At 33.4% G+C, this 22,907-nt stretch carries 20 protein-coding genes; 11 read left to right on the forward strand and 9 right to left on the reverse strand.

Features of this window, described 5'->3' with window-relative positions:
* Positions 1-24 precede the first annotated feature (24 nt).
* Entirely contained in the window at positions 25-1,356 is a 1,332-nt protein-coding gene (locus tag ACTTAW_RS06855) for an ABC transporter substrate-binding protein (protein WP_440651683.1), read from the reverse strand.
* 114 nt (positions 1,357-1,470) lie between these two features.
* Positions 1,471-2,547, reverse strand: coding sequence for an ABC transporter ATP-binding protein (locus ACTTAW_RS06860; protein ID WP_262590405.1), 1,077 nt, complete (start codon positions 2,545-2,547; stop codon positions 1,471-1,473).
* Between the two features lie 81 nt (positions 2,548-2,628).
* Between ACTTAW_RS06860 and ACTTAW_RS06865 the strand changes: the two genes are divergently transcribed.
* The gene (locus tag ACTTAW_RS06865; protein ID WP_440651685.1) at positions 2,629-3,960 is read left to right on the forward strand and encodes an NAD(P)-binding domain-containing protein; all 1,332 of its coding nucleotides are present in this window, start codon (positions 2,629-2,631) and stop codon (positions 3,958-3,960) included.
* Here ACTTAW_RS06865 and ACTTAW_RS06870 read toward each other — a convergent pair whose 3' ends face one another.
* From ACTTAW_RS06870 to ACTTAW_RS06900, 7 genes are all read right to left on the reverse strand, one after another.
* Positions 3,961-4,923: a 2-dehydropantoate 2-reductase N-terminal domain-containing protein gene (locus ACTTAW_RS06870; protein WP_440651687.1), complete on the reverse strand. Its 963-nt coding sequence runs from the start codon at positions 4,921-4,923 to the stop codon at positions 3,961-3,963. It abuts the gene before it with no gap.
* A gap of 8 nt (positions 4,924-4,931) precedes the next feature.
* Positions 4,932-6,410: a glycerol kinase GlpK gene (glpK, locus tag ACTTAW_RS06875; protein ID WP_440651689.1), complete on the reverse strand. Its 1,479-nt coding sequence runs from the start codon at positions 6,408-6,410 to the stop codon at positions 4,932-4,934.
* 4 nt (positions 6,411-6,414) lie between these two features.
* On the reverse strand, positions 6,415-8,568 hold the full coding sequence (locus ACTTAW_RS06880) for an ABC transporter permease (protein WP_440651691.1): 2,154 nt from the start codon (positions 8,566-8,568) through the stop codon (positions 6,415-6,417).
* A 3-nt stretch (positions 8,569-8,571) separates the two neighbouring features.
* Positions 8,572-9,603: a quaternary amine ABC transporter ATP-binding protein gene (locus ACTTAW_RS06885; protein WP_440651693.1), complete on the reverse strand. Its 1,032-nt coding sequence runs from the start codon at positions 9,601-9,603 to the stop codon at positions 8,572-8,574.
* A 65-nt stretch (positions 9,604-9,668) separates the two neighbouring features.
* Complete coding sequence (locus ACTTAW_RS06890) at positions 9,669-10,220, reverse strand: hypothetical protein (protein ID WP_262590399.1); 552 nt, start codon at positions 10,218-10,220, stop codon at positions 9,669-9,671.
* On the reverse strand, positions 10,220-10,597 hold the full coding sequence (locus ACTTAW_RS06895) for an MORN repeat-containing protein (protein WP_440633621.1): 378 nt from the start codon (positions 10,595-10,597) through the stop codon (positions 10,220-10,222). The genes ACTTAW_RS06890 and ACTTAW_RS06895 overlap by 1 nt, the downstream gene beginning before the upstream one ends.
* Before the next feature lie 83 nt (positions 10,598-10,680).
* A complete protein-coding gene (locus ACTTAW_RS06900; RefSeq protein ID WP_262590397.1) occupies positions 10,681-11,625 on the reverse strand; it encodes an ABC transporter substrate-binding protein in 945 nt (314 codons plus the stop codon).
* A 145-nt stretch (positions 11,626-11,770) separates the two neighbouring features.
* Here ACTTAW_RS06900 and gcvT point away from each other — a divergent pair, with 145 nt between their 5' ends.
* The 10 genes from gcvT (at position 11,771) to ACTTAW_RS06950 (ending at position 22,847) form a co-directional block, all read left to right on the forward strand.
* On the forward strand, positions 11,771-14,110 hold the full coding sequence (gene gcvT / locus ACTTAW_RS06905; protein WP_440651695.1) for a glycine cleavage system aminomethyltransferase GcvT: 2,340 nt from the start codon (positions 11,771-11,773) through the stop codon (positions 14,108-14,110).
* Between the two features lie 3 nt (positions 14,111-14,113).
* Positions 14,114-14,464 (forward strand): hypothetical protein, encoded by a 351-nt coding sequence (locus tag ACTTAW_RS06910; protein WP_440647519.1) that lies wholly within the window; start codon positions 14,114-14,116, stop codon positions 14,462-14,464.
* Between the two features lie 102 nt (positions 14,465-14,566).
* The gene (locus tag ACTTAW_RS06915; protein WP_440614090.1) at positions 14,567-15,895 is read left to right on the forward strand and encodes an NAD(P)/FAD-dependent oxidoreductase; all 1,329 of its coding nucleotides are present in this window, start codon (positions 14,567-14,569) and stop codon (positions 15,893-15,895) included.
* A 70-nt stretch (positions 15,896-15,965) separates the two neighbouring features.
* The gene (locus ACTTAW_RS06920; RefSeq protein WP_440651697.1) at positions 15,966-17,435 is read left to right on the forward strand and encodes a glutamine synthetase family protein; all 1,470 of its coding nucleotides are present in this window, start codon (positions 15,966-15,968) and stop codon (positions 17,433-17,435) included.
* Between the two features lie 30 nt (positions 17,436-17,465).
* The gene (locus tag ACTTAW_RS06925; protein ID WP_440651699.1) at positions 17,466-18,410 is read left to right on the forward strand and encodes a glutamine amidotransferase; all 945 of its coding nucleotides are present in this window, start codon (positions 17,466-17,468) and stop codon (positions 18,408-18,410) included.
* The gene (locus ACTTAW_RS06930; protein WP_262590392.1) at positions 18,398-19,252 is read left to right on the forward strand and encodes a GXGXG motif-containing protein; all 855 of its coding nucleotides are present in this window, start codon (positions 18,398-18,400) and stop codon (positions 19,250-19,252) included. The genes ACTTAW_RS06925 and ACTTAW_RS06930 overlap by 13 nt, the downstream gene beginning before the upstream one ends.
* Positions 19,252-20,655, forward strand: coding sequence for an FMN-binding glutamate synthase family protein (locus ACTTAW_RS06935; RefSeq protein ID WP_262590391.1), 1,404 nt, complete (start codon positions 19,252-19,254; stop codon positions 20,653-20,655). Before ACTTAW_RS06930 ends, ACTTAW_RS06935 begins: the two co-directional genes overlap by 1 nt.
* A 9-nt stretch (positions 20,656-20,664) precedes the next feature.
* Complete coding sequence (locus tag ACTTAW_RS06940) at positions 20,665-21,078, forward strand: hypothetical protein (RefSeq protein WP_075506197.1); 414 nt, start codon at positions 20,665-20,667, stop codon at positions 21,076-21,078.
* 126 nt (positions 21,079-21,204) lie between these two features.
* A complete protein-coding gene (locus ACTTAW_RS06945; protein WP_440651701.1) occupies positions 21,205-22,605 on the forward strand; it encodes an ammonium transporter in 1,401 nt (466 codons plus the stop codon).
* An 11-nt stretch (positions 22,606-22,616) separates the two neighbouring features.
* Positions 22,617-22,847: a hypothetical protein gene (locus ACTTAW_RS06950; RefSeq protein WP_440614087.1), complete on the forward strand. Its 231-nt coding sequence runs from the start codon at positions 22,617-22,619 to the stop codon at positions 22,845-22,847.
* Positions 22,848-22,907: the final 60 nt, after the last annotated feature.

Here is a 22,907-nt window from a genome sequence, read left to right on the forward strand (position 1 = left end):
ATCCGCTTTTTTAAAAAATTAAAATTAATTGAACTGTTTTAATGCAGTATTGATCATATCTACTGCTTCATCAACATCGATTTGATCATCAATATACAATCTTGTGATACGGTTTAAGAATTGAGAATTGATAATTTTAGAAGCTCTAGAAAGTTCGCCTTCTTTAACTCCCCATCTACTCGCAGTATCTAAACCAGCAACAATATTATTGATAACATCTGCTGAGTACAAATCCGTCAAAGCAGCTTTTCTATCAACACCGACTGGTAATTTACTCCAAGCTTTAGTGAAAGCCTCAGGATCAGTTGAGTTACCTCTTCTTACAGGAAACTTACCTTCTGGTGCAATTGATAATGTACTCGTATAACCTTCATCCATTGAATACATTATAAATTGTTTTGCTTCATCAGTGTCAGCATCTGCCGTTATTCCAAAGTATCTCACATCTGCCCAAGCTGCACCTTTTTTATTACCTGGTCCACTAAAGTTAGTAATAAAACCAGTTTTTGATGCTAACTCGCTTGATGTTGGATCGTCATTAATTGTTGGTGGTGCTGAATCTCTTAAACCAGCAAGTTCATCCATAATGAATGGAGACCAAATAATCATTGGAGTTTTTCCAGCAAAATAAAGTTCTCTTGACTGTTTCCAATATAATTCACCTTCAGGACTTGCTTTAGCAATTGTTTTATAAAACTCTAAAGCTCTTTTTAATTTCCAGCCTTGATTTTTTACTCCACCTTTTTTTACAACATTCACTCCGTTAGCCAACAAAACATGTTCTAAAACTTGACTCATAAAGTTTTCATCTGTTTTAGTTGCAGCTACAAAACCAAACATATCGTCAGATGATAATGCATTTACTGCTTTAACGATGTTTTCATAACTAGTTGGTGGTTCTAGGCCAGCTTTTTTAAATAGATCTTTTCTATAAACGATCATTTGTGTCCAACCATCTACAGGAACAGCAGCTATCTTAGTTCCTTTTTTAGCCATGTTCAAAGCACCTGGTGCAAATGTTTTCTTGCCTAATTCTTTAACTACATCATTGTTAGCATCAACATCTAAAATTCCTGCTTCAGCCCATGGTAACACATATTGTAGTGTATGATAAATTACATCAGGTAAATCACCTGCTGCAGCCGCAGCTGTTGCTCTTTTACCTAATTCTTTTTCATCGATTGGAATAACTTCAACTGCAATACCAGTTTTTGCTTCAAAGGCTTTAGCCATATCTTCTTGCTTCGCCATTCTTGCTGGTTGAGTTTCAGTTGTCCAAAACTTGATATCTGCAAAAGCAACATTGTTTATAAAAAATGTTACAGCAGATAATAATATTAAAGTTTTTTTAAACATAATTACCTCTTGTTAATTATTTTTTTTAAACCTTAATATTTTTTAGAAAAAATTTCTTATGCAATAGTGTCATCCCTGTTATGGGGTAATTTTAAAAACTATAAAAAAAAACCTTTATTTAAAGGCTAAATTATTGCTGTCGAATAAATGGCATTTGCTCAGATCAAACCCCAAACTAAGACTATCTCCAACGTTGACTTTACTGGCACCATCAGTTTGGACTACTAATGGCTCCCCCTCTTTTTCTAGATATAAAAAAGTAGATGAACCTAATTTTTCAATCACGAATACCTTACTCTCCCAACATTTTTCACCACTATTTATTAAGATATGCTCAGGTCTGATACCAATCTTTACATTATCTCCAGGTGAAACTTTATCTGAAGTTTTTGGAACAATAATTTTTCCTTGTCCTGAAATTTCAACTTCTGTTCCAGAATTATTGGAACTTATAACTTTAGAATTAATAAAGTTCATCTTTGGAGAACCAATAAATCCACCTACAAACAAATTTTCAGGTTCGTTGTAAAGTTTTAAAGGTGATCCTTTTTGAGAAACAATACCTTGATCTAACACAACTATATCATCTGCAAGTGTCATTGCTTCTGTTTGATCGTGAGTAACGTAAATCATTGTTGCATTTAATTGATCATGCAATTTAGCTAATTCTACTCTCATCTGAACTCTTAAAGCTGCATCTAAGTTAGACAAAGGTTCGTCAAATAAAAATACTTTTGGTTTTCTTGTAATGGCTCTACCAATTGCAACTCTTTGTCTTTGTCCGCCTGATAATTGTTTTGGTTTTCTCTCTAAGTATTCTTCAATTTGAAGAATTTTAGCAGCCTCCATAACTCTTTCTGTAATTTCTTCTTTAGATTTTTTTTCAATCTTTAATCCAAAAGCCATGTTATCAAACACAGTCATATGTGGATATAAAGCATAAGATTGAAAGACCATTGCTATGTTTCTTTCCTTTGGTGGAAGATCATTCACAACTTGTCCGTCTATTGAAATTGTTCCTGAGTTGATCTCCTCTAAGCCAGCTATCATTCTTAACATTGTTGATTTACCACATCCACTTGGCCCAACCAATACAGTGAAAGATTCACTTTTAATATCTAAAGACACGTCTTTGATCACATGCGTAGATCCAAAAGATTTATTTATGTTAGAAATATTTATCTCTGCCATCTTGAGTTAATAATTATATTGTAATTTTATTTTTAATTTGTTTATATTTAGAAAGCATATTTATAAACTGGAGAAAACACAATGAGTAAAATTGCAATTATTGGAGCAGGACCTTGCGGTCTATCAATGTTAAGAGCATTCGAACACTTAGAAAATAAAGGTGAAAAAATTCCTGAAATAGTTTGTTTTGAAAAACAAGAAGATTGGGGAGGTTTGTGGAACTATAATTGGAGAACAGGTAGTGACCAATATGGAGACCCAGTTCATAATAGTATGTACAGATATTTGTGGTCAAATGGCCCTAAAGAATGTTTAGAGTTTGCAGATTATTCTTTTGATGAACATTTTGGACAACCAATTCCTTCTTTTCCGCCAAGAGAAGTTTTACAAGATTATATTCTTGGGAGAGTAAGCAAAGGCAAAATTAAAAATAAAATAAAACTAAACACAAGAGTTACAAATGTAACTTTCAGTAATGAAAAATTTGAAATTACTTATCAAGACAAAGCTAAAGACGAAATTTTAAAAGATACATTTGATTATTTAGTTGTATCAACTGGTCATTTCTCAGTTCCTTTTATTCCTGAATACAAAGGAATGAATTCTTTTCCAGGAAGAATAATGCACTCACATGATTTTAGAGATGCAGAGGAATTTAGAGGAAAAGATGTGATAGTTTTGGGAAGCAGTTATTCAGCTGAAGATGTTGCTTTACAGTGTAATAAATATGGAGCTAAAAGTGTGACTATTGGATATCGAAATGCACCTATGGGATTTAAATGGCCTAAAGGTATGAAAGAAGTTCATTATCTGGATAGATTGGAAGGAAAAAAAGCAATTTTTAAAGATGGTACTGAACAAGATGCAGATGCAATAATCTTGTGCACAGGATACTTGCATCACTTTCCATTTTTAGATGAAAGCATAAAGTTAAAAACACATAACAGATTATATCCTCCAAAATTGTATAAAGGAGTTGTTTGGCAAGATAATCACAAACTTTTATATCTTGGTATGCAAGACCAATTCCATACTTTTAATATGTTTGATTGCCAAGCTTGGTTTGCAAGAGATGTGATTATGGGGAAAATTAAAATGCCAAGTGCTGATGAAATCAACAAAGATATCAATAAATGGGTTGCGATGGAGGAAAAATTAGAAAACCCAGATCAAATGATTGATTTTCAAACTGAGTACACAAAAGAACTTCATGATATGTCTGATTATCCAAAAATAGATTTTGAATTAATTAGAAAACATTTCAAAGAATGGGAACATCATAAAGTAGAAGATATTTTAACTTACAGAAATAAATCATTTTCATCACCTGTCACAGGTTCTGTAGCACCTATACACCATACTCCATGGGAAACTGCAATGGACGACTCGATGAAGACGTTTTTAAATAAATAATTAATAGTTAACTTTTAATTTTTTATTTTTTGTGACTGCACTTAATAGTGCATGCATAAGTGGTATTTTATTTTTATTAATTTTTTTCAATATGTAGGGTGCAATCTCTTTAGCCAGATCTGCGCCCTCAACTGTATCATTTTTCATAAATTTATTTTTTGCAATTTTAAAAGTATAGCCTTTTCCTAAATATTCACCCATTTTACTGTTTCTTCCTCCAACTGCACTAACATATAAGTCACCCACTCCAGCTAACCCATGAACTGTTTCTTTTTTACCTCTAAAATATTTTATTAAATATTCCATTTCATCTAATGATTTTCTAAATAAAGCTGAAGCAGTATTTTCACCTTCACCCGATCCAATAATCATTGAATATATGTTTTTAATTGCAGATGAAAATTCAACTCCTTTTACATCAGTTGAATATTCTGTTTTGTAATATTTAGTTGAGATTAATTTTCCTATATTTTTTGCAATATTAATATTCTTGTTAGCTATCACGGTGTAACTTTTGATTTTTTTTGCCAACTCTTTTGCTAAACAAGGTCCTTTTAATACTGAAATATTTAAATTTTGATTTCCTTTGTTTAGCTGCTCCGACATAGTAATAATTTTTTTATTATTTCGATCATATTTAAGACCTTTGGTCAAAACGAGAATAGAAACTTTTCTCTTTATATTTTTTAAATGCTCTCTAATCATTTCAATTCCAATAGAACTTACTCCAACAACAACTAAGTCCCATTTTTCATTAAGTAAGTCTGATGAAAATTTTTTGACCGAAACTCTTTTAGACAACTTAAGTTTTAATGCTGGATGAAATTTATTTTTTTTTAATAACTTCTTTTGAAGATCTTTACTGTATGGTTCAGTCAAAGTTACTTGATGATTATTGTCAATCAAAGGAAATGTAAATGCAGCACCCATCGCACCAGCGCCAATTACTAAAATCTTATTCATAGATTATACTAAGCTAAAGTCTTTTTAATTGCTAATTTCCAACCATTTAAAAGATCTATTCTAAAATTTTGTTTCATTTTAGGATTAAATATTCTGTCTTTTTTCCACATATTTTTAATTTGATTTAAAGATTTATATTCTCCTATTTGATATCCAGCTAACAAGGCTACGCCCAAAGCAGTTGTCTCTAATATTTTTGGTCTAACAACTTTTAAATTAATAATGTCAGCTAAAAATTGTGTAAACCAATTATTTGCAACCATTCCACCATCTACTTTAACTATTTTTGGTTTCAAACCATCTTTATTCATTGAATCAAACAAATCAAAACTTTGATAACCAACTGATTCAACTGTCGCTCTCACTATACTTTTCCAATCACTATCTCTTGTTAGTCCTGTAATTACTCCTCTAGCATCTGGTCTCCAATAAGGTGCTCCCATTCCGCTAAAAGCTGGTACAACAAAAACACCGTCATTAATTTTAGATGATTTTGAAATCTTTTCAGTTTCAGGTGCTTTTTTGATCAATTTTATTTTATCTCTTAACCATTGTACTCCTGCACCAGCTATAAAAATTGAACCTTCTAAGGCGTAAGTATTTTTATTATTTAATCGATAACAAATAGTAGTCAGTAATTTATTTTTTGAATTAATTTTCTTTGGACCGGTATTCATAATAACAAACGCACCAGTACCATACGTGCTTTTTATAGATCCTTTTTCAAAACAAGTTTGTCCAAATGCTGCGGCCTGCTGATCACCAAGAACTGCAGAAATTGAAATTACAACTCCTGTAATTTTTTTATCTGTTTTTCCAAAATTATCTGCTGAGTTCTTTACCTCTGGTAAAATTTTTTGTGGAATATTTAGTTTTTTTAAAATTTCTTTATCCCATTTATTGTTATTAATATTATACAGCATTGTCCGACTTGCATTAGATGCTTCGGTTAAATGCTGCTTACCTTTTGTTAATTTCCAAATTAAAAATGTATCTACAGTCCCAAACAATAAATCATTTGAATTAAGAAGTTTTTTTGAAATTTTAACATTGTCTAAGATCCATTTAATTTTAGTTGCTGAAAAATATGGATCTATAAATAATCCAGTTTTATTTCTAAATAGATTTTCATAATTTTTTTTCTTAAGCAGTTTACAGTAATCTTGAGTTCTTCTATCTTGCCATACAATTGCATTATAAATTGGATTTCCTGTTTTCTTATTCCACAAAATTGTGGTTTCCCTTTGATTTGTAATTCCAATTGTAAGTATGTGACCTTTTAATTTTTTTGCTTTATTTATTACTTGTTTTAAACCTTTAAGTGTTGTGGACCAGATCTCATTCGGATCATGTTCTACCCATCCATTTTTTGGAAAATATTGTTTAAATTCAAATTGTGAAACAAAAACAATATTACCTTTTGTATCAAATAAAATTACTCTTGATGATGTTGTTCCTTGATCGATAGAAATAATAAATTTTTTCAATGGACTAAGCTATACCTAAGTGTTTTTTTCTTTTCTCAACCCAAGTTCTGATTAAATTATCAAAAATCAATCCTATGAAAGCAACACAGATACCTAGGGTTAAGCCTATTCCAGCTCCATTTTTATCTGACAAAGCTTTTAAAATATATTGCCCAAGATCTTCTGTTCCAATAAAAGCTCCAATAATGACCATAAATAAAGCAAATACGATTGTTTGATTTATTCCAAGCATCATATGTGGGAAAGCTAATGGAAATTCAATCTTAGTTAATCTTTGAAATTTATTAACACCAGACATCGTTGCTGCTTCGTGCAAACCAACAGGCACACTTCTTAACCCTTCAATAGTATATCTGGTTGCTGGAATTGTTGCGTAAACAATTACAGCAATTAAAACTGAAGTATCTGTAATTCCAAATAACATCATTACTGGAATTAAGTATACAAACGATGGGAATGTTTGAAAAATATCACAAACCCCTAACATAAACGCTGCAGATTTTTTATTCTGGAAACATAAAGTTCCAACTGTGAAACCTATTAAACAAGAAACAACTACTCCAAAAGTTGCCATGTACAACGTAACCAATGCTCTATCCCACCATGGACTTAATGCTATAAATAAAGTTAAAGCAGCAACAACTAATGCTGATCTAATTCCTCCAATTAGATAACCAGCTCCTACAGCTAATACTAAAGTGGCAACAGCTGGCATTCTTAAATATAAAGCTCTCATTGGTTGAAGCACCTCTGTAATTAACCATGTATTAAATGCTTTTATATAAACAAAGAATGTATCAAAAATCCAATCAACACCCTTGTTCCAAAAATCAGCTGTCGAAAATCCTTTGTTGTGTGGAACTTCAAATAAATAATTAAATGTATCTTTAAAAATAAATGTTCCAATATAAGCAAGAATAGCTCCAACAATTATTGATCCACCAAAAAATATAATATTTTTATTTCTTTGGAAAAAAGTAAGATTACCGAAATAATCTTGTTGTTGATTTGCCCACGCTAATGACATTTTATCTAATAGAATTGCGATCAAACTAATACATAAACCTGCTTCAAGAGCGAGACCAATGTTAAGTTGGTTTAAAGCAAGCAATAGATTAAATCCTAATCCTTTAGCACCAATAAATGCAGAGATTACTGCCATAGAAAAACAAACCATAATTACTTGGTTAACTCCGATTAAGATATCTCTTCTTGCGGTTGGAATAAGTACTTTAGTCATCAGCTGCCAGTTTGTGCATCCACTCATTCTTCCTGCTTCGATGACTTCTGGAGGAACTGCTCGTAGTCCAAGAATAGTTAATAAAATCATTGGTGGAACTGCTACTACCATTGTAATTATTACAGCTGCATGATCACCAACGCCAAATAAAACAAGTGCAGGAACTAATACTGCATATTGAGGCATAGTTTGCATCACCAAAAGAATTGGATACAAAGCATTTTCAACTCTTTTACTTTTGTAAGCAGCAATACCTAAACTGATACCGAATGCAAATGACAGAGGAACAGCCACTAATATAAAAGAAAGTGTTTGCATTGAAGGTTTCCACTGACCAAATATTGAAATATAGACCATTGTTAAACCTGCAAATAAAGCAAGTCCTATACCACTCAGTTTATATGCAAGTATTGTTGCTCCGGCTGCAACGATAGTCCAAGGTAAACCTGGTAATTCTAACCAAGGATAAGCATCAATAAAATCCCAGCTGGTGAATGCTACTATAGTTTCTAATCCACCAAGCAAAATTTCTCTAATCAACTCAATCAAAAACGTCATAAAAGACGTTAAATTTCTACTAATCTCTAATAAAAGCGGTCTTGTTTTAAACTCTTGAGTATCTTCATTCCAAAACTCCATTGGCATCCACTCGTTCATTAAGAAAAATAAAGAGTCGTTTATCCAAATAGGCAACCAACCAAGTAGAGGTGGTAATCTCCAAAACACATCAAACGCATAATATCTGACTTCTTTACCTAGAAAAAAATAAACACTTTGGTTAGGATCTTTTACAAATTCTGCTTGGCCTCTTATAAATTTATAAGTTTCAGGAACATCTATTGCAAAACAGAGAGCAAAAAATACAACCAGCAAAAATATCCATTGAAACAACTTTGGGTATTTTTTTAAATATTCCATGGTCTAGCTACTATTTTTTCTTCCTCCAAAAACTGTATCAATGATTGTTGAAGGTTTTATTGAACCAATAATATTGTTATTAGAGTCAACTACACCTACAATTTTTTCTTGAGTAAGAATTTTTTCTGCAACATTTTCGATAATGTCATCTTTTGAAACTTTTAAATCTCCTAAATTATCTTTATTTGAACTATCCATTACATCCTCAATCACTAAAACTTTTTCTCTTGGAACTTCTTCAGTAAATTTTCTTACATATTCTGTAGCTGGATTTAAAACAATGTTAGCAGGTGTATCTAACTGTTCTATAACACCATCTTTCATGATCGCAATTCGATCTGCTAATTTTAAAGCTTCATCAAAATCATGAGTAATAAACATAATTGTTTTTTGTAATTTTTCTTGCAATCTTAAAAACTCGTCTTGCATTTCTTTTCTTATTAGTGGGTCTAATGCTGAAAACGGTTCGTCTAAAAACCAAATATCAGGTTCGACTGCTAAAGATCGAGCAATCCCAACTCTTTGTTGTTGACCTCCTGAAAGCTCTCTTGGAAAATAATTTTCTCTTCCATCAAGTCCAACTAGTTTAACCATTTCCATTGCTCTACTAATACTATCTTCAGTCTTAATACCCTTTATCTGAAGTGGGAAAGCAATATTTTCTACGACTGTTTTATGAGGCAACAAGGCAAAGCTTTGAAAAACCATTCCCATTTTGTTTCTTCTAAGCTCAATTAATTCTTTATTATTCAATTGAAGTAGATCTTGACCTTCTATGAAAATTTTTCCTCCAGTTGCGTCTGTTAATCTTGAAATACATCTTAGTAATGTTGATTTACCTGAACCAGATAAACCCATTACTACTAGCATTTCTCCTTTTGCAACTTCAAACGAAGCGTTGTTAACTCCAACTATGCATCCGTTTTCTTGAAATGTTTTTGCATCTACATTACCGTTAGATTCTTCAAGCATTTTTTTGGCATTCTCACCAAAAATTTTATAAACTGACTCACACTTAATAACAGTCTCAGACATAAATCTTCTCAAAGTTATATGAAATTCAATAAAATTTAAATGTTAATTATTGTAACCTTTCATCATTAAAAATTCTTAATATAATAAACTCTAGTATCAATACCTGTACTTAAAAAACTCAAAGCTTCACCACTAACAGTAATAGTTTCATCTACCCCAACATTGTTTCCACTTACTGTAAAACCTGCATAACACTTGCCTTTTTCTTGATCCCATTTGACAAAAGTTTCATCAATTTTATTTCCGTTGATCGTGTAAATCTCGTGTGCTCTAAAATTTAAAAAATTTGCACCCATAATTGCTCGTTGTGGAATTAATTTCGTAGCTTTACATACTTGCTCATATACCTCATCAGTTAATCTATAGTGGTCAGTTCCATCGAAGGATACCAAAATTCCTGAAGGTAATTTAGATATTAATTCACTTAGTTTTCTTTCTTCAGCAATTCTTTGTTCTTCCAATTTCATTTTTTCTACAAGCTCGTCTCCCCCTCCAAATATTCCATTTAAAACAGCAAAAAAAGCTATCACTATTGCAGTAACAATAACTAAACCAATAAATTGCTTTGTTGAGTTTGAATTGTCTTCAGTTTTATTTAAACTATTTTCTTTTGACATTACTCTTGTAACTTTCCGTTTACCCAAGTGCCTGATTTTTGTTTTCCATCTGCCCAAGTAAATGTTCCTTGTCCATTCATAAAACCTTTGGACCATTCACCGTCATAAGTAGATCCATCTGGAAAAGTTAAAACTCCTTTTCCGCTCCATTGACTATTTTTAAATTCACCTTTGTAAATATATCCGTTTGGCCATGTCTCAACTCCTTGACCTTCTTTTTTTGTTGCAACCCACTCACCTTCATAAGTTGTCTTATCGGTATAAATCCATTTGCCAAAACCATTTTCACAGTTTCCTTCTTTACATCCTGTACTTCGAGCAAATGCAGATGAGTTAATTAAAGAAATTAAAAATATGAAAATTAGAAATTTTTTCATTTTGTCACTTTACACAAATTAGAATAAAAAAAAATCCCCCCCAAACAAGTTGGGGGAGATTTTAATTTTTTTAACTTTTACCCTTATTTAGTAAAAGGTTTCCAAACTGACTCGTTGTCAGCTAACCATTTTTTAGCTGCATCTTCGTGAGTCATTTTATCAACATCAACTAAAGCTGCCATCGCACCAATGTGACTTGTTGAGAATGACATCTTTTTAAATGCTGCTGCTGCGTCTGGGTGAGTTTTTGGGAAATCCTCATGAACTGCTTTTTTCAAGTATCCATCAGGAGAACCACATTTACCATCACCACCATCTTCTGGTCTGCAACCTGCTGTGTATGGAGGGAAGTCAATAAATGTAAAACCAGCACCATCTGTAAAGTTTGGTGTCCAGTTAAAGATTATAGTTCCTCTTCCTTCTTTTTCAGCCGCTGCTAATTCAGCCCAAAGTGCATCTGCACCTCCAGCAAATTTAACCCACCAAAGATCACCTAAACCTAAAGCTTCAACTCTTTGAGGAATTAAATCACCATGCCAACTTTGAGGTCCTTCCAACATTCTTCCTTTTCCATCTGGAGAGTCAGGTGTTGTAAAGTTTTTAGCACAGTCTGGATTTTTTAAAGCTGTCCAATCTGGTAGACCTGGGCATAAACCTTTTTCAACAACCCAGTTTGGGTAACCCATATCTTCAAGAGTTCTTGCCTCATGATCACCCCAGTCAAGTAAACCACCTTTATCTAGAGCAGTAGTAAATGACTTACCGAATGCAGACTCCCATACTTCGTGAGAAATAGTTACGTCTCCAATTCTGATTGATTCATAAACTGCTTGTGAGTCAGCGTTTACATATTTTACGTTGTTACCCATGCTTTCAAAAATTCCACCAATAACGTAAGCCATTACAATTTGAGATGACCAGTTATGAGTTGGGATTACGATGGGCTTTTTGCTATCAGCGTTAGAAATTCCTGAGAAACTTACTACAGAAATAACTAGAGCAGATAATAATGACATTATTTTTTTCATTTTTTTCCCCTCTATTAATATTAATAACAACACTCTATGTTAAAACGAATAGCTAGGTAAAGAATTATTAGTTCTAAAAAATATATATATATTTAATCAATAAAAATGGTGATAAAAAATATATCAATATTAAAAAATTTTAAAAATGTTTGGAACAAGTAAAGACATTAAAAATCCTGGACTAAATATTTTACCACCTGGAGTTGAACGACATATTGTAAATGGCGGTGCTCTTACTGCTTTTCAAATTTTTCCAGATGATGAAATTGAAATAATCAACGATGAAGGAAATCAAATTTGTGAAATAATTTGTTTTAATAAAGATGGAAAGTCAGAATTAGGAATTTTAAATTTAAAAGAAAATAGTCAAAAAAATTTCATAAGAGATATTTTAAGTGGAAAAGATGAAACAATCTTAGCAACAAATTATCAATTAAAAAAAAGAAACTTAAATATAAAAGAGTCTAAATCATCAATAGTTTTTGATCTTGATACAAAAGCTGAAGAAAAGATAAAACTTAAATCAAAAGATAAATGTTATGCAATCTTTGCTGCACCAGGTGAAGATATGGATGTTACCAAACAAAATCCACCAACAGATTTAACTATATTTATTAAAAGAGCGAAGGTAATAAATGATAAAGAGTTAAGTGTTATCCCTGATCCAGTTTTTGAACCACTTTATGAAGAAAACATAGATAAAGAAACTTCAACATCTTACCAAGTTAAAGAAGGAGATTATATTCAAGTTATAAGTCCAACTGGAAGACAATGTTCAGACTTTGTAGCATTTGATACAAAAAAATTAGAAAAAGGAATAGAAAAAGGATTGGATTGGCAAACAACTAGAACTTTTATGGGAAATACTTTTCCTGGTCCTGGATTGCATTCAAAATTTTATGATACTGATCATGAACCCTTGGTAGAGGTAATAAGAGATACAGTTGGTAAGCATGATACTTTTAATCTTGCATGTACTTCAAAATATTATGAAGATGCTGGTTACTTTGGTCATCCTAATTGCTCTGACAATTTAACTGAGAGTATGTCTAAATATGGAGTTCAAAAACAAAAAGGATGGCATGCAATTAATCTATTTTTTAATACATCTGCTGCTGGATTAAACTCAGTAATATCAGATGAATCTTATTCTAGACCAGGTGACTATGTAATGTTTAGAGCGTTAAAAGATTTAACAATTGGTACTACGGCTTGTCCTAGCGATATTGATGCTTGTAATTCATGGAATCCTACTGAAATTTTTGTTAGAACTTATGACAAAAATAAAGAATTTAGAAAGTCATTTGCTTTTCGGATGAAAACAGATTCAGAAAAAAAACTAACTAGAAATTCAGGTTTCCACGAACGAACATCTCGACTAACTAGAAATTATGTTGATGCAAGAGGTTTTTGGCTTCCAAATGATTATACAAAACACGGAATAGTAAATGAATATAATGCCTGCAGAAACGATGCGGTATTAATTGATTTATCTTCACTTAGAAAATTTGAAATAATAGGTCCAGACGCTGAGGAATTATTAAACTACACACTTACTAGAAACATCAAAAAATTATCAGTTGGCCAAGTTGTCTATTCTGCAATGTGTTATGAAAATGGAATGATGTTTGATGATGGAACATTGTTAAAATTAAGTGAAACAGGATTTAGATGGATATGTGGTGATGAGTATGCCGGAGAATGGCTAAAAGAAATAGCGAAGAAAAAAAATTTTAATGCAAATATTAAAAATTCAACCGACCAAATTAGTAATGTTTCAATACAAGGTCCAAAAAGTAGAGAAATTTTAAAAAAGATAATTTTTACACCACCCACTCAACCATCTATTGATGAGCTTGGTTGGTTTAGATTTACAATTTGTAGAATTGAAGAATTACAAGGTATTCCGCTAATCGTTTCTAGAACAGGTTATACAGGTGAACTTGGTTATGAAGTATGGTGTCATCCAAACCATGCCCCTGAAGTTTGGGATAAATTAATGGAAGCAGGAAAAGATGACGGTTTAATACCTGCTGGTTTTGCTGCTCTTGATAAACTTAGAATAGAAGCTGGGTTAATTTTATTTGGAAATGAGTTTGATGGTCAACAAGATCCCTTTGAAGCAGGGATAGGTTTTGCGGTTCCTTTGAAAACTAAAGAAGAAGACTTCATTGGTAAAGAAGAATTGATTAAAAGAAAAAATAATCCTCAAAAAAAATTAGTTGGCTTAGAATTAATTGGAAAAGAAATTGCAGGTCATGGTGATTGTGTTCATATTGGTAGAGCTCAAGTAGGTATTGTTACAAGTGGATGTCTATCATCAACTCTAAATAAAAATGTAGCTCTTTGTAGAATAGATGCTCAATATTCAGAAATTGGAACTGAAGTTGAAGTTGGAAAAATTGATGGTCACCAAAAAAGAATTGGTGCAAAAGTTGTTGGCTTCCCATTCTACGATCCAACTAAATCAAGAGTAAGATCTTAAAAAATGCCAAAAGAAAAAAAGACCCTTTTAGATTTTTGGGAAGAACAAATGAAACAATCCCATACCTCTAGTAATTATTTTTTTAGAAAGTCACCTTCTCACTACCACATGATGTTATTAGTTATGTCTGCTTTTAAAGAAGGAACAAAACTATCTGTTGAAGAATTAAAAACAAAATTATTTAAAACATCTAGGCCTAAATCAGCTTTAATAATTACAGAGGCTTGTGAAAAAGGATTCTTTAAACTGGAAAAAACTTCAACTGACCAGCGAATTAAAAATATAGTCCCAAGTGAGTCATTTATAAAAGAATTTAATAACTATTTAGAAACACTAAAAAACATCAGTTATTAATTAATTTTTTGACTAATATAAAAAGTATCTAATTTTTATATATAATTTTTACTTCTATAAATAAGTATATTAATTAACATTATCAAAAAATAATGTTTTGATATGACGACATTACCTTCAAAAGCAAAAGTAGTGATAATCGGTGGTGGAATACACGGTTTAAGTACTGCATGGAAACTTTCAGAAACTTACAAAAATCCTGGCGACATAGTTGTATTAGAAAAAAAAGATACAGCTGCTGGTGCAAGTGGAATTGCATGTGGAGTTGTAAGAAATAATTATTTTCAGCCAGCAATGAGAGAATTGATGGCTCATTCAGTTTCAGTTTGGGAAAGTGATCCTAAAGCATTTAAATATAATCCAGTTGGGTACTTACAAATATCTCCAGAAGTAATGCATGAAGATGTTGCAAGTATATATGAACAACAAAAAGCAATTGGATATGAATCAGTTTTTATTGAAGGTGAAAAAGATTGCACAAATTACATGAAGGGAATTTTTGATGATTGGCAGGCTCAAGGTATCACTTCTGTGCTTCATGAGAAAAAAGGTGGATATGCTTTTAATAAAGATTCAATTAAAGCTTTAGAAAGTAAATCTACATCTAATGGTGTCCAAGTTATGAAAGGTGTAAGGGTAACTGGTTTTAAAAAAGGAAGTAACAGTCAAGCAGTAACTGGTGTTGAAACTGACAAAGGAACTATTGAGTGTGAACAAGTAGTTGTTGGTGCAGGACCATGGGCAAGAGATTTTTGGAATATGTTAGAGTTACCAAAGACAGCTCACATAAAAGGTAAAGATGGTAAGATGCATGAAACTGATATGTGGACTTACTGGATGCTTCAAGAAGGAGTTATCGGTGTTGAGCCAGATTTCTTAAAAACAAATGATGGCAAACAACCACCTGTAGTTCACGTTGACTCGACAGCACCTTTATATTCTGACAAAACAAAAAAATTGTTAACAGATAAAATTTGGGGAATTTATTATAAACCTGATATTGAAGGCTTAGGTGTTCAAGGTGGAACTTCTCCTTACATTGTTAAAAAACATTTTGATCAAGTAAATGTTGATCCTTATGGAATTGAATCTCCAGAGTATCAAACAACAGACGCTTTTAGTGAAATGTGGTGTTCAGCACTTGCGCATTGCCAAAAAAGATTTGAAGGAAAATCAGACTTATACAGAAAAGGACCATCAGGTGGTTTAGGATGTATGACACCTGACTCTTTTCCTATCTTCGATAGATTTTTTGAAAACGTTTACATGATTGCTGATGCTAATCACGGATATAAAATGATTGGTGTTGGTGAACTAGTTGCAAAAGAAATTCTTGGTACTGAAAGTGATTTATTGAAGCCGTTTAGATTCAACCGTTACGAGAAGGGTGAACTTCATCCTACTTCTAACAGTCCGTTCCCTTGGAGTTAAACTCTAAGCCTAGACACGAATAAAGTTTTCAGCTACGCTTGAATAATTAATAATTCATTGAGGGGTGAAAATGACGGATCTAGAAAAACATGTTAACCAGCCAGGTAGAGCTAAACTAGTAAAAAAAGTTCGAGAGAAAATTAACGAACTTGGAATAACTTATATTTATTATCAATTTATTTCTGTAACAGGAAGAGTCGTAGGTAAAGGTATACCTGCAGATCACTGGGAAAGAACAGCAGAAAAAGGATTTCAATTAGTTTACGGAGCAACAGCAAACTTATTTTTAGATCGTCATAATAACTACATTGGTTATGGTCCAGAAGCTATGGAGCTTGTTGGAATACCTGATCCAGATACTTTTGTACAATTACCTTGGGACAAAAGAGTTGGAAGAGTTTTTGTAACATGTTTTAGAAACAGGGAAGAAAGACAAAATCCAGGCGGTCACTTAACTTCAGACTGCAGAGGAAATCTAAGAATTTTCATGGATGAATTTAAGAAAAAACATGGTCTAGAATTAAGAGTTGGTACTGAGCCTGAAATGATGTGGTTAACAAAAAATGAAGATGGCACCCCAACAGGTAAAGGTTTTTCTAAGCCATTCTGTTATCACATTGATCAATTTGAGTCGTTGAGACCAGTATTTATGAAGGTAATTGAATACGCAAAAGCAATGGGACTTGATATGATTCAAGGAGACCACGAAGATGCACCAGGTCAATTAGAATTAAACTGGACTTATGATAACGTCTTAAGAAACGCAGATAGATTATCAACATACAGACAAATTTGTGCTCAAGTTGCAAGGGAACATAACTTGATAGCATGCTTTATGACTAAACCTTTTATGGGAGTTTCTGCAAGTGGATGTCATACAAATATGTCTTTATGGAAAGGTGGAAAAATTAAAGTAAACAAACTTGGAAACAAAAATCTTCCAGGCGTTGAAGAAGTGTTTAGTTACGTTGAAGGTGGAACGAATACTTTTATGCCTGATACTAAAGACATGCAGTTGCCAGGTAAAATTGGTTTACAATCAATTGCAGGTATCATGGAACACTTGCCAGCACTAACAGCATTAGGATCTTCTACAGTTAACTCTTATAGAAGATTATGGGATCAAGGTTTCTGGGCGCCAGTTTATGCTGACTGGGGATACCAAAATAGAACATGTGGATTAAGGGTTTCTGCACCAGGTAGATTTGAATACCGATCTGTAGACTCTATGCATAATCCATACTTATTAGGTGCAGCCTTACTAAAAGCATGTGATCATGGAATTAGTAAAAAATTAAAACCAGCTGCTCCTGAGTCTAGAAATATTTACGAAGCTCAAAAGGCTGGTAAAGATGTTAAGAAACTTCCATTAAGTCTTGGTGAAGCTTTGGCTAGACTTGCAGAGGATGAGGTAATTAAATCTGCAATGCCGGATGAAATGTATAAAGTTTTCCATTGGTACAAAAACGATGAGTGGGAAAGATTCTTGGGTGCTACAACTCAATGGGATCTGGATACTTATCTTGATTGCTTACCGTAGGTCATAAAATAATAGAAAGGGTATAAAAATATGTGTGGGATTGCAGGATTAATTCATAGAGGAAAATCCTCAAATGTTGGAAGCGAATTACAAGGTATGCTTCAAGCGTTAAAACATAGAGGTGAAGACTCAACTGGATATGCTTTGTATGGAGATACAGATGGCAAAAATTTCATCATGCGTTTTAAAGTTGGTGAGAACGTTGGAGAAGGAAGTTCGTCTGTTATGGAAGATGTTTCTGTATATGATGAAAGAAAAAAAGTTGTAGATCAAACTCTAGCTGAGATGGGAGCAAAAGTTCTTAAGGAAGAAAGAACACTTCCTTACTCTTTAAGATATGAGATTGATTACAACACAAAAGATTTGTTAGATTTTTCTCAAAGAATAGAAAGTATTCCAGGTGTAGAAATTTTATCTATGGGTAAATCATTAGAAGTTATTAAAGATTTAGGTAACGCAAAAATGGTTTGTGATAGATATAGTCTAGATAAAGTTGTTGGAACTCATGCAATAGGTCATGCTAGAATGGCGACTGAGTCTGGTGTTGATATCAAATCTGCCCACCCTTTCTGGGGCTATCCTTTCAGTGACGTTTCTGTAGTTCACAATGGTCAATTAACGAACTATTGGAACAACAGAAGAGTGTTGGAAAACAAAGGAATGAGATTTATGTCTGAGTGTGACTCAGAATTAATCGCAGTTTATCTTGCAGAAAAAATGAGGGATGGTGCAACTTTAGAAGAAGGCATGAAAGAGAGTTTAACTGGTTTAGACGGTGTATTTACTTATTTTGTGGCTACAAAAGACTCTCTAGGAATGGCTAAAGACACTATGGCTGCAAAACCTCTAGTTTTATATGAGTCAGATGATTTAGTTGCAATGGGATCAGAGGAGATAGCTATTAGATCAGTGTTACCACAAGAAATAGACACATATGATCCATTTGATGGGGAGGTTAAAGTATGGCAAATCTAAAAACAGTATCAAAAAAATCTAAAGCCCAATCAATGGGTATGCATACCGAAGTTCTAACAGGGAGAACTCAACAAAAATTCTTTAACCCAGACGAGGCAGAGAATTTTTATTACTTCGGTACTTATGACGTAGACTTTAACAAAAGAACTGATCTTGATGTTAAAGATATGACTGCTGCAGAGGCTAATAAAGAAATTGATAATTTAATGAGCCAAGGTTACGGAACAATTGTAATCAAAAACCCTCAAGGAAAACATAGTTTGGGTGTGGGTATTCTTAATAAATTAAATTTAATTTTTGAAGGAAGTTTAGGTTATTTTGGAATTGGTTCGTGTGATGGACCAATTGTTAGAATCAATGGAAGAGTTGGTTGGTCTTGTGCAGAAAACTTGATGGCTGGTAAAGTTGTAATTGAGAAAAACGCTGGATCTTGTTTTGGTGCAGCAATCAGAGGTGGAGATTTAATCTGCAAGGGTAGCGTTGGTGCTAGAACTGGTATTGATATGAAAGGTGGAACTATCATTATAGGTGGTGACGCTGGTGCTTTTACTGGTTTTATGATGCAAAGAGGAAGAATAATAATTCTTGGAGATGTAGGAATTAACCTGGGCGACTCAATGTACGATGGGACAATATTCGTAGGAGGAGAAATTGGATCTTATGGTAGTGATGCTGTAGATGCTGAATTAACAGCAAGCGACCAAGATTGGCTAAAAAGAAAATTAAAAGTTGCTGAAATTGGTGAAAATTTTGACGTTAGTAAAATGAAAAAAATTGTAGCTGGTAAAAAACTTTGGAATTACGATAATTTAGAACCTACAGAGAAGAAGGGAGCAATTTAATGCCTAAGAAAAAAAGTAAAAAGAATGGTAAAGGCGTTGGTGGAAAAGCTGACGTTCATGTTCATGAAGAAGGTAAAAGAAATAAAAGTCTACTAGGACACAATGCTATTTTTACTCCTGAAGTAATAGACGACATTCACATTAAATCTCAATTAGGAAGATACAGAATGCGTGGAATGGCATTAATGAAAAAAATTCCAACATTCGATGATTTGGTATTTTTACCTGGAACACTTACAAGATTTGTAATCGAAGGTTATAGAGAAAAGTGTGAAACTAAAACTGTAATTGGTCCAAGATGTGAAAACCCAATTGAATTAGATATACCTGTTTACATTACAGGAATGAGTTTTGGTGCACTTTCATATGAAGCAAAAACAGCTTTAGCAAGAGGAGCTACTATGGCAGGAAGCGCTACTTGTTCAGGTGAAGGTGGAATGATACCAGATGAAAGAAGATATTCAGAGAAATGGTATTACCAATGTATTCAATCAAGATATGGTTTCAATCCACATCATGCTCAATTAGCAGATGGAATTGAAGTGTTTATTGGACAAGGACAAAAAGTTGGTATGGGTGGACACTTAATGGGTCAAAAAGTAACTGACCAAGTCGCTGAAATGAGATCATTACCCTCTGGTATTGACCAAAGATCACCAGCTAGACACCCTGACTGGTTAGGTCCAGATGATTTGGCTCTAAAAGTTGAAGAGTTAAGACAATTAACGAAAAATAAAGTTCCAATTCAGTTAAAACTTGGTGCATCTAAAGTTTATGATGATGTGCGTATGGCTGCAAAATGTGATCCTGACTCTATTTATTTAGATGGTATGGAAGGATCTACTGGAGCAGGACCACACATTGCTGCTGCAAATACTGGAATTCCAGGAATTGCTGCTATCAGAGAAGCAAGAAGAGCAATTGATGATGTGGGTAAAACTGGAAAAGTAACGTTAATCTACGCAGGTGGTGTAAGAGATGGTGCTGATATGGCTAAAGCTTTAGCTCTTGGAGCTGATGCAATTGCTATAGGTACTGGATCAATGATTGCACTTAACTGCAACAAAGATATTCCAGAAGCTGATTTCGAAAAAGAAATGGGTGTAAAAGCTGGGGAGTGTTATCACTGCCATACTGGAAGATGTCCAGTTGGTGTTGCTACTCAGGATCCAAAATTAAGAGCAAGATTAAATCCTGATGATGCAGCGTTGAGAGTATATAACTATCTACACTCAATGACTTTGGAAGCTCAATTATTAGCTAGAGCTTGTGGTAAGACGAATATTCATTCGTTAGAACCAGAAGATTTAGCGGCTTTAACTTCTGAAGCTTCTGCATTAGCGAAAGTTCCACTTGCAGGTACAAACTACACTGTTGGTGTTGATAACTATCACAAAATATAAGGGGTAACGATGGCTAAAAAGAAAACTAAAAAAACTAAATCGAAAGCTAAAGTTTCAAAAGTTAAGTTTGGAGTAAAAAAACAAACTGCTAGAGAAAAAATGATAGGCCAGTCGATTGGTTATAGATATGACGTTAACCTGTTGCCTGATTATAAAAAAATAACTCCATTCTTAAAAAAATATATTGAGGCAATGGGATGGGATGATTTAAATTGGTTGGAAGATGTACACATGGGTTACGAAGAAGGAAGACCTGCTGTGTTTTGCAGAAATGCAAATGGATGGGTAACAATTCCAAAATCAATTAAACTACCTAACAATCAACAAGACAGAGACATGATTGCAAGAGAGCTTTTAGTTAAATTTCAAATGTCTCCAAAACATCCTCTTGTTGATTTGAAAAAAGCATACCTAAAATTTTAAATAACAATCAATAGTTGATTTAATTCTAAAAACCTAGTGACCACACTAGGTTTTTAGTCTCTCTTTATATTTGTAACTAACCTAATAATTTTATAGGGTTTAGAATAACAAATATGGGGAGAGAATATGACTGATCAGTTAGCTGCTCTTACTACCATATTTACAGAGTTCTACTACTGGGTAACAGTGGTGCTGATGTTCTTAATTCACGTTGGATTCTGTATGTATGAAGTTGGAGCTTCTCGATACAAACACCATCAACATACTCTTATGAAAAACACAATGCTGATACCTTTGGTAACAGTAACTTGGTTTTTATTTGGTTGGTGGATTTACTGGGCTTTTCCAACAGGACCTGGATTAGCACCTTCAATAATGAATGAGAGTACTGCTCTAATCACAGACGAGTCTGCGTTTAGTGCTACTTGGTATACAGCTACAAGTGAACTTATGGCTATCAATCTAGGAGATCACATTTCTGGTGTCTTCTGGGCTGCTTTCCTTCTGTTTTCTTGGACAGCTGCTTCTATCGTTTCAGGAGCAATCATTGAAAGAATTACAACTTTTGCATTTGGTATTCTAGCAATTGCAATCGGATCTGTATTTTGGACAATTGATGCTGCTTGGGGATGGCACTTTGATGGATGGATGTTAAAACTTTTAGGATATCATGATGCATATGCATCAGGAGTAATTCACGCAATTGCAGGTGGATTTGCTTTAGGTGTTCTTGTGGTTTTAGGTCCAAGAATTGGAAAATTCTCATCAAGTGGTGAACCTAGAAACATAGGGCCTAGAAATCCTTGGTTAGTAACAGTTGGATTGTTTTTAATTTATACTGGTTTCTGGGGATTTTATGCTGCATGTAACATTCCAATTTTCGACTTAGGTCCAGAATATGGAATGGAAGGTATATCTTATTGGACAGCTACAAACATTTACGTAACTCCTACTACACTTAGTGGTATTACCTTTAACTTCTTAATGTCATTATCAGGAGGATTACTGGCTGGATATTGGATTGCTAAAGGTGATCCTTTCTGGACTTACTCTAGTGGACTAGCAGGTGTTATCTGTGCTTCAGCTGGAAATGACTTATATCATCCAATTCAATCAATGATCATTGGTATGATCGGTGTTGTGATTGCATACAAACTACATTACTGGGTTGAACGTAAGTTCAAAATCGATGATGCGGTTGGTGCAGTAGCAGTTCACGGTTATGCAGGATTTATTGGTCTTGTAATTTGTGGTTTTGTTTTATGGGGATACCCTTCATCTGGTTATAGTGTAGGTGCTATGTGGGATGGAACTACTTATGCAACAATCAATCCTCTTGGACAGTTCATCGGAGCAATAATTATGTTTGTTGTTCTTGGACTAATACCAGGCTATGTCATAGCTAAAGTGCTTCACGGTATGGGTAAATTAAGAATCCCTCGAGAAGTAGAAATAGCTGGACTAGATTATGAAATGATGGAGGCTGCTAAAGAAGATGAGAAAGCAGTTTCATCTGCAACCAGGTAAAGGAGAAATATATGGCTACAGTAACAAACTGGATAGATCACCTTAACAAGCCAGCTGAAGAGGTAGTTGGGGCTGTTTACCCTGGTGCTGGATCTAGTGAAGGTATACTGGTAATCATTGCTATAATTTTATGGATTGGTTGGCACGTGTTAACTGCAAAATCTGAAAGTGATGAACTTTCAAGATTAGCAAAGAAGAGACATGGTGCTAATGATCATAAAAGCAATATTACCGATTGGTAATTAAAATAAAAATTTGGGCGCTGTTTTAATTAATAGCGCCCTTTTTAATCTAAATTTTTT

Source organism: Candidatus Pelagibacter sp. HIMB1495, from assembly GCF_052047955.1.
In the GTDB taxonomy this organism is placed as follows: Bacteria; Pseudomonadota; Alphaproteobacteria; order Pelagibacterales; family Pelagibacteraceae; genus Pelagibacter.

What these genes read in the sequence shown, in the direction of transcription:
- ACTTAW_RS06930 (WP_262590392.1), top strand. Translation starts at nt 18,398, where the DNA reads ATGGCAAATCTAAAAACAGTATCAAAAAAATCTAAAGCCCAATCAATG.
- ACTTAW_RS06915 (WP_440614090.1), top strand. Translation starts at nt 14,567, where the DNA reads ATGACGACATTACCTTCAAAAGCAAAAGTAGTGATAATCGGTGGTGGA.
- ACTTAW_RS06935 (WP_262590391.1), top strand. Translation starts at nt 19,252, where the DNA reads ATGCCTAAGAAAAAAAGTAAAAAGAATGGTAAAGGCGTTGGTGGAAAA.
- ACTTAW_RS06950 (WP_440614087.1), top strand. Translation starts at nt 22,617, where the DNA reads ATGGCTACAGTAACAAACTGGATAGATCACCTTAACAAGCCAGCTGAA.
- ACTTAW_RS06880 (WP_440651691.1), bottom strand. Translation starts at nt 8,568, where the DNA reads ATGGAATATTTAAAAAAATACCCAAAGTTGTTTCAATGGATATTTTTG.
- ACTTAW_RS06900 (WP_262590397.1), bottom strand. Translation starts at nt 11,625, where the DNA reads ATGAAAAAAATAATGTCATTATTATCTGCTCTAGTTATTTCTGTAGTA.
- ACTTAW_RS06890 (WP_262590399.1), bottom strand. Translation starts at nt 10,220, where the DNA reads ATGTCAAAAGAAAATAGTTTAAATAAAACTGAAGACAATTCAAACTCA.
- ACTTAW_RS06865 (WP_440651685.1), top strand. Translation starts at nt 2,629, where the DNA reads ATGAGTAAAATTGCAATTATTGGAGCAGGACCTTGCGGTCTATCAATG.
- ACTTAW_RS06940 (WP_075506197.1), top strand. Translation starts at nt 20,665, where the DNA reads ATGGCTAAAAAGAAAACTAAAAAAACTAAATCGAAAGCTAAAGTTTCA.
- ACTTAW_RS06895 (WP_440633621.1), bottom strand. Translation starts at nt 10,597, where the DNA reads ATGAAAAAATTTCTAATTTTCATATTTTTAATTTCTTTAATTAACTCA.
- ACTTAW_RS06855 (WP_440651683.1), bottom strand. Translation starts at nt 1,356, where the DNA reads ATGTTTAAAAAAACTTTAATATTATTATCTGCTGTAACATTTTTTATA.
- ACTTAW_RS06860 (WP_262590405.1), bottom strand. Translation starts at nt 2,547, where the DNA reads ATGGCAGAGATAAATATTTCTAACATAAATAAATCTTTTGGATCTACG.
- ACTTAW_RS06945 (WP_440651701.1), top strand. Translation starts at nt 21,205, where the DNA reads ATGACTGATCAGTTAGCTGCTCTTACTACCATATTTACAGAGTTCTAC.
- ACTTAW_RS06925 (WP_440651699.1), top strand. Translation starts at nt 17,466, where the DNA reads ATGTGTGGGATTGCAGGATTAATTCATAGAGGAAAATCCTCAAATGTT.
- ACTTAW_RS06920 (WP_440651697.1), top strand. Translation starts at nt 15,966, where the DNA reads ATGACGGATCTAGAAAAACATGTTAACCAGCCAGGTAGAGCTAAACTA.
- ACTTAW_RS06885 (WP_440651693.1), bottom strand. Translation starts at nt 9,603, where the DNA reads ATGTCTGAGACTGTTATTAAGTGTGAGTCAGTTTATAAAATTTTTGGT.
- ACTTAW_RS06870 (WP_440651687.1), bottom strand. Translation starts at nt 4,923, where the DNA reads ATGAATAAGATTTTAGTAATTGGCGCTGGTGCGATGGGTGCTGCATTT.
- ACTTAW_RS06910 (WP_440647519.1), top strand. Translation starts at nt 14,114, where the DNA reads ATGCCAAAAGAAAAAAAGACCCTTTTAGATTTTTGGGAAGAACAAATG.
- gcvT (WP_440651695.1), top strand. Translation starts at nt 11,771, where the DNA reads ATGTTTGGAACAAGTAAAGACATTAAAAATCCTGGACTAAATATTTTA.